This window comes from Burkholderia cepacia (assembly GCF_029962485.1).
Taxonomy (GTDB): domain Bacteria; phylum Pseudomonadota; class Gammaproteobacteria; order Burkholderiales; family Burkholderiaceae; genus Burkholderia.
On record NZ_CP073639.1, the window covers coordinates 886,613 to 892,866 of the forward strand.

Sequence of the window (6,254 nt, forward strand, 5' to 3'; positions counted from 1 at the left end):
GATTTTTTGGCAAGTTTCCACGCGACCGGGAATTCCAGTATCTTCGGATATTCCTTGAGGAACAAACGAATTCTCATCCGGCGAATATTGCATAAAACTCATGAATTACCGTCGTCTGACCCCGTCGATGTCACTGCTGCTCGTGTTCGAGGCCGCCGCGCGGCATGAAAGCTACACGCGCGCGGCCGAGGAACTGTCGCTGAGCCAGAGCGCGATCAGCCGGCAGGTGCAGACGCTGGAGGATCAGCTCGGTGTCCCGCTGTTCCGGCGCGAGGGGCGCTCGGTGAAGCTGACGGAAGTCGGCCGCCGCTACTTCGCGGAACTGAGCGGCGCGCTCGGGCGCATCCGCGGCGCGACGCTGCAGGCGATGTCGCACCAGGCGGGCGCCGGCACGCTGCGGCTCGCCACCTTGCCGACCTTCGGCTCGAAATGGCTGCTGCCGCACCTGCACGACTTCTACACCGCGCATCCGGGCGTAACCGTGCACCTTCATTCGCGGATCGGCGCGATCGATTTCCTCAACGACGACCTCGACGCGGCCATCACCGTCGGCGCGGGCGACTGGCCCGGCCTGCACGCGCACCGGCTGTACAACGAGTTCCTGATCGCGATCGCGCCGCCCGACCCGGGCAGCGGCCGCAAGGCCGACGCGCGCACGCCGGCGTGGGCCGCGAAGCAGACGCTGCTGGGCGTGACGAGCAACCAGCAGGCATGGGCCGAGTGGTTCTCGCACTATCGGCTCGACCATCGCCAGATGCGCATCGGCCCGAGCTTCGAGCTGACGTCGCATCTGATCCAGGCCGTGCGCGCCGGAATGGGGATCGGGCTGGTGCCGAAGGTGCTGGTGGAGGATGAATTGAGCCGCGGCGAGCTGGTATCGATCGGTGACGCGATTACAAGCCAGCGCAGCTACTACCTCGTCTATCCGCCGGGCAACGAGACACTGCCGTCGCTCGTCGCGTTCCGCGAATGGCTGTTGACGTCGTGCTGACGTGCGGCCGGCCGCGGGCCGCTCAGGTGCGCCATTCGCCGAGAATCTGCTCGGCCAGGTAATCGCACGGCGGGCGCGCGGACTGCGCGCTGCGCACGAGCACGACCTCGATTTCGCCCAGTGCCGGCAGCCCGTGACTTTCCGAAAGCTGCATCAGGTGATCCGGAATGCAGCAGCGCGCCAGCGGCGCGACCGCGAGCCCGGCCTCCACCATGCTCAGCAACCCGAGGTGGCTCGGGCTTTCGTACGACATCCGGTACGGGATCTTCTGCCGGTTCAGCGCCTTGACCGCCTGATCGCGCGCCATGCTGCCGCCGTGCGTAAAAAAAGCCACCGGCAGCGGCCGCTCTTCCCATACGTTGCGCTTCGGCGACCCGGCCCAGACGAGCGGCTCCATCCGGATCAGCTCGCCGGTCACGCCCTTGATCCGCGAGAGGCATGCGAGGTCGACCGTGTTGTCCTTCAGCATCGGCACGAGCGCGCTGCTCGGCTGGCCGATCACACGCAATTCCACGCGCGGATGCATTGCGGCGAATTTGCCGAGCACCTGCGGCAGCAGCGACGAAATGTAATCGTCCGGCACGCCGATCGTCACGCGGCCGCGGATCTCCGGGCGCACCACCGACGCCCATGCCTCGTCGCGCAGCGCGAGCATCCGGCGGCCGTACTCGGCGAGCGTCGTGCCGTCGCCGGTCGGGCTCACGTTGCGCGTGTCGCGGATGAACAACGGCTTGCCGAGCGCGTCTTCCAGCGCCTTGATCTGCATGCTCACCGCCGACGGCGACCGATGCACGGCCTGCGCGCCCTGCGCGAACGATCCGGTTTCGGCGACGGCCACCACCATCGCAAGCACATCGAGGTCGAGCTTTTTCATGTCGCTTCAGGAAATCTGATCAATCGATTCAGTTTATCCCGTTTTACTGTTCACCTCCACGGCCGGACAATGAATCCCGTCAGCACTCATTCGATGCAGGAAGCGCAAACATGCAACCCTCCGGATCGCTCTACGGATTTCTCGCCATCGGCGGCATGCTCGCGGTCACGCCCGGGCCGAACATGGTCTACGTGATGTCGCGCTCGATCGCGCAGGGCCGCACGGCCGGGCTCATTTCACTGGCCGGCGTGATGATCGGCTACCTGTTCTACATGTTCGGCGCGGCGTTCGGCATCACGACGCTGTTCATGAGCGTGCCCTATGCAGGCAGCGTGCTGGGCGCGGTCGGCGCGGTCTACCTGCTGTACCTGGCGTGGCAGGCGGTCCGGCCCGGCGGACGTTCGCCGTTCGAGCTGCAGGCACTGCCGAACGAGCAGCCGATGCGCCTGCTCGCGATGGGCGCAACGACCAGCGTGCTGAACCCGAAGCTCGCGATGCTGTTCGTGTCGCTGCTGCCGCAGTTCATCGACTACCGGCAGGGCAGCGTGTTCGGCCAGTCGCTGTTTCTCGGGTCGCTGCTGATCGCCGCGTTTGCGTCGGCCAACGGGCTGGTGGCGATCTGCTCGAGCAGCATCGCGAAGTTCCTGCACGGGCGCCCGACGCTGCTGCTCGCGCAGCGCTGGGCGATGGGGGCCGTCCTCGGCGGGCTCGGTGTGCAGATGGTCCTGGAAGCATCGAAGATGGCCGGCGTGGCATGAGCCACACGCTGACGAGACGCGGGCCCGTGTGAGCGCGAGCCGCGCGTTTTCATCCCGCAATCGTCACGCGGCAAGCGCCTGCCGCTGCGCTTCGAGTTCGCGCACGAGCGGCAGCACGCGCTGACCGAAGTACTCGACTTCCTCGATGAAGTGCAGGAACCCCGCGAGCACGAGATCGACGCCGATCGCCTTCAGCGCGACGATCCGCTCGGCAATCTGCTGCGGCGTGCCGATCAGGTTCGTGCGGAAGCCGTCGTTGTACTGAACGAGATCCTCGAACGTCGATTTCGCCCAGTTGCCCTCGCCTTCGGGCGATGCCTTGCCGGCCTCCTTCACCGCATCGCCGAACGCGTGCACGGCCTCGACGTGCGCGTGCCGGATGATGTCGTCGAGCACGGCCTGCGCCTCTTCCTCGGTGTCGCGCGCGATCACGAACGCGTTGACGCCGATCCGCACGCGATGGTTGTTCGCGGCCGCCTTCGCGCGGATGTCGTCGATCTGCGCCTTCAGGTTTTCCGGCGTATTGCCGTTCGTGAAATACCAGTCCGACACGCTCGCCGCGTTGTCGCGCGCCGCGCGCGAGCTGCCGCCCTGGAAGATTTCCGGATGCGGCTTCTGCACCGGCTTCGGGCTCAGCGTGTAGTCGTTGAAGCGATAGAAGTCGCCCTTGAACGTGAAGTTGTCCTGCGTCCAGATGCCCTTCAGCGCCTGGATGAATTCCTTCGAGCGCCGATAGCGCTCATCGTGTTCGAGCCACGGCTCGCCGATCGCGGTGAATTCGCCCTTGAACCAGCCGCTCACGACGTTGATCGCAATGCGCCCGTTCGAGATGTGGTCGATCGTCGCGAGTTGCTTCGCGACCACGGCCGGATGCCACGGCCCCGGCAGGATCGCGGCGAGCACCTTGAGCTTCGTCGTCGCATGCAGCAGCGCCTGGCTGAACGACACCGACTCGTGCTGGTATTCGGCGCCGTAACCGGCCGTGAAGCGGATCTGGCTCAGCGCGTAGTCGAAGCCGGCCGCCTCGGCCGTGCGCGCGAGCTGCTGGTTGTATTCGAGGCTCCAGTCGGTGCGCTGCTCGATCGTGCTGACGACGAGGCCGCCGCTGACGTTCGGCACCCAGTACGCGAATTTGACGCCGTCGGCGGAAGGGTCGGTAAGGCTCATGAAGGTGTCCTGGTCGAAGGAGAAACGGAAGCGGCCTACGCGGCCACGGTGGAAAGCACATGCGGGCGCAGTTGCGGCGCGGCGCGATCGACGGCGAGCGCGATGCGCTCGCGCAGCGCCGGGTTCGCGATCCGGTACTGGTCGAAATCGCTTTCGGACGCGTACACGCCGATCGGCAGCGTGCGTGCCTGGAAGAAGCTGAACAGCGGCCGCAGTTGATGGTCGATCACGAGCGCATGTCGCTCGCTGCCGCCGGTGGCCGCGAGCAGCACGGGCACGTCGACGAGCGCGTCGTGGCGCACGAGGTCGAACAGGTGCTTGAACAAGCCCGTGTATGACGCCCGATAGACCGGGCTCGCGACAACGAGCGCGTCGGCCGTCTCGATCGTGCGGATCAGTGCTTCGAGGTCGGCCGGCACCTGCGCGCGCGTCAGCGCGCCGGCCAACCGGCTGCCGATCTCGCCGAGTTCGATCAGCCGCGTATCGATCGGCAGCGCGGCGCCAAGTGCCGCGACGATCTCGTTGGTCAGCGCAAGCGTGCGCGACGGCCGTTGCAGGCTGCCCGATATCGCGACCACGTTGAGGGTGTTGCTCATGCGATGCGTTCCCGTTGTCGAGCCGCGTGTCGATGCGGCGATACCGCTTCGGGTCAGCAAGGAGCGTGCCATTCGCACGGCTGTCTCACGGCGCGATCGTCTGCATCGCGAAGTTTTGTGCGATCGCCCGCCTGGCGCGGTATTCGCTCAAATGCGCGAGCGCGGCAAGCGTTCCGGTGCGCGTGTCACATCGATATTCCACGGCGTGATGAACCGGGTGAAGCGATCGTGCTTGCGAACTGCTGCTCAGGAAGCAGCGCATCGCACGCCATGACATCGAATTCGACGTTCATGCGTCGCAGCAACCCCGCTCACCCGCACCATTGCAGGTTCCGCAGCAATCGCGCTTTGGTTATCAGAAATCGATGCTTTTCGCGCGTGGCGAAACGTTGAACACTCTGCTGACCACGCAGCAGCCGGACTCACTGCGCCCGTCGGCACGGGCCTGCTTCACCCGCTTCACCCGGCCATTCAACGGTTAATCGCCATGACTTCCATTTCCGCATCGCCGCGCCCGCTCAACCTTCGTGTCGTCACCACCGCTCGCAACGAGTCGCACGCGCACGATCCGTCCGGCCTGCCCGCTGCGGAACGCACCGCCTCGGTCCTGACGTTGCCCGGACGCCCCGCACAGGCCCGCGCGCGGGCGCAGGTGTTTGCCGATCCGCGTTCGCTCGCACTGCTCGAACAGGTACGCCGTGTCGCACCAAGCGACGCGAACGTGCTGATCGTCGGCGAGACGGGCACCGGCAAGGAACTGATCGCGCGCCACGTGCACGATCTCGGCGATCGTCGCGACGGGCCGTTCGTCGCGGTGAACTGCGGCGCGTTCTCCGACACGCTCGTCGACAGCGAACTGTTCGGCCACGAGAAAGGCGCGTTTACGGGCGCCGTCAGCGCGAAGCCCGGCTGGTTCGAAGCCGCGCATGGCGGCACGCTGTTTCTCGACGAGATCGGCGACCTGCCGCTGTCGATGCAGGTCAAGCTGCTGCGCGTACTGCAGGAGCGCGAGGTCGTGCGGCTCGGTTCGCGCACGGGCATTCCGGTCGACGTGCGCGTGGTCGCGGCGACTAACGTCGATCTGCAGCAGGCGGTGGCGGCCGGGCATTTCCGCGGCGACCTGTACTACCGGCTCAACGTCGTGCAGCTCGCGGTACCGCCACTGCGCGAGCGGCCGGGCGACATCCTGCCGCTCGCGCGTCACTTCTTCGACGGCTATCGCGCGCGCCTCGGCGACGGGCCACGCAGCATCGACCCGCGCGCCGAGCGCCGGCTCCTGTCGCATCACTGGTCCGGCAATATCCGCGAACTGGAGAACGTGATCCATCACGCGCTGCTCGTGAGCCGCCACGATGTGCTGCGCGACACCGACCTGCACCTTGCGCCGCCATGCGCGCCAACGGCCGTCGTGGATGCGCCGGAGCCGTCCGCCCACGCTCAGGCAGCGTTCGAACATGCGCTGCGCGACCTGTTCGACGACGGACACGGCAACCTCTTCGAACACATCGAGGACACGGTGATGCGCGTCGCGTTCGACTTCAGCCACCGCAACCAGATCCGGGCCGCGCAGTTGCTCGGCATCAGCCGCAACGTGCTGCGCGCGCGGCTGATCCGCGCGAAGGTCATTGCCGCGCTGAAGTAACCGCAGCCGAGGGCGCGATCGCGCCGCAATCCGTGCATTGACGTCCGAACCTGATGTATCGTGGCGCGAAGCACGTGCTTCGTTGCCGCTCCCGCATCCGGTTGCCCGTCACGCAACCGTGCGCGCCCGGCGACCGGGCACCCGCACGATTCTCCGCAATACGAAAGCCGGCCGGCGCCCGTGCGGGCCCGGTCGCGCCCCGTTCACCCGTCCGGAATCCGTCGCC

The 6,254-nt window shown here is 66.6% G+C and carries 6 protein-coding genes; 3 read left to right on the forward strand and 3 right to left on the reverse strand.

Going from position 1 to position 6,254, the window contains the following annotated elements; all coding sequences use genetic code 11:
* Window positions 1-100 precede the first annotated feature (100 nt).
* Entirely contained in the window at window positions 101-991 is an 891-nt protein-coding gene (locus KEC55_RS35000) for a LysR substrate-binding domain-containing protein (protein WP_282512353.1), read from the forward strand.
* Window positions 992-1,013: 22 nt separating this feature from the next.
* Here the strand turns inward: KEC55_RS35000 and KEC55_RS35005 are convergent, their stop codons facing one another.
* Window positions 1,014-1,865: a LysR substrate-binding domain-containing protein gene (locus KEC55_RS35005; protein WP_282512355.1), complete on the reverse strand. Its 852-nt coding sequence runs from the start codon at window positions 1,863-1,865 to the stop codon at window positions 1,014-1,016.
* Between the two features lie 110 nt (window positions 1,866-1,975).
* Between KEC55_RS35005 and KEC55_RS35010 the strand changes: the two genes are divergently transcribed.
* On the forward strand, window positions 1,976-2,623 hold the full coding sequence (locus KEC55_RS35010; protein ID WP_282512357.1) for a LysE family translocator: 648 nt from the start codon (window positions 1,976-1,978) through the stop codon (window positions 2,621-2,623).
* A 63-nt stretch (window positions 2,624-2,686) separates the two neighbouring features.
* On the opposite strand, the gene sfnG is transcribed toward KEC55_RS35010, so the two are convergent.
* Both sfnG and msuE read right to left on the reverse strand, forming a co-directional pair.
* The gene (sfnG, locus tag KEC55_RS35015) at window positions 2,687-3,790 is read right to left on the reverse strand and encodes a dimethylsulfone monooxygenase SfnG (protein ID WP_282512359.1); all 1,104 of its coding nucleotides are present in this window, start codon (window positions 3,788-3,790) and stop codon (window positions 2,687-2,689) included.
* Window positions 3,791-3,825: 35 nt separating this feature from the next.
* Window positions 3,826-4,386 carry an FMN reductase gene (msuE, locus tag KEC55_RS35020; protein WP_282512361.1) on the reverse strand — a complete coding sequence of 187 codons (561 nt, stop codon included), beginning with the start codon at window positions 4,384-4,386 and terminating at the stop codon, window positions 3,826-3,828.
* A 487-nt stretch (window positions 4,387-4,873) separates the two neighbouring features.
* On the opposite strand from msuE, the gene KEC55_RS35025 reads away from it, so the two are divergent.
* Entirely contained in the window at window positions 4,874-6,028 is a 1,155-nt protein-coding gene (locus KEC55_RS35025) for a sigma-54 interaction domain-containing protein (RefSeq protein WP_282512363.1), read from the forward strand.
* Window positions 6,029-6,254: the final 226 nt, after the last annotated feature.

Excerpts from the sequence above, each read along its gene's own strand:
- KEC55_RS35000 (WP_282512353.1), top strand. The coding sequence starts at position 101 with ATGAATTACCGTCGTCTGACCCCGTCGATGTCACTGCTGCTCGTGTTC.
- KEC55_RS35005 (WP_282512355.1), bottom strand. The coding sequence starts at position 1,865 with ATGAAAAAGCTCGACCTCGATGTGCTTGCGATGGTGGTGGCCGTCGCC.
- KEC55_RS35010 (WP_282512357.1), top strand. The coding sequence starts at position 1,976 with ATGCAACCCTCCGGATCGCTCTACGGATTTCTCGCCATCGGCGGCATG.
- sfnG (WP_282512359.1), bottom strand. The coding sequence starts at position 3,790 with ATGAGCCTTACCGACCCTTCCGCCGACGGCGTCAAATTCGCGTACTGG.
- msuE (WP_282512361.1), bottom strand. The coding sequence starts at position 4,386 with ATGAGCAACACCCTCAACGTGGTCGCGATATCGGGCAGCCTGCAACGG.
- KEC55_RS35025 (WP_282512363.1), top strand. The coding sequence starts at position 4,874 with ATGACTTCCATTTCCGCATCGCCGCGCCCGCTCAACCTTCGTGTCGTC.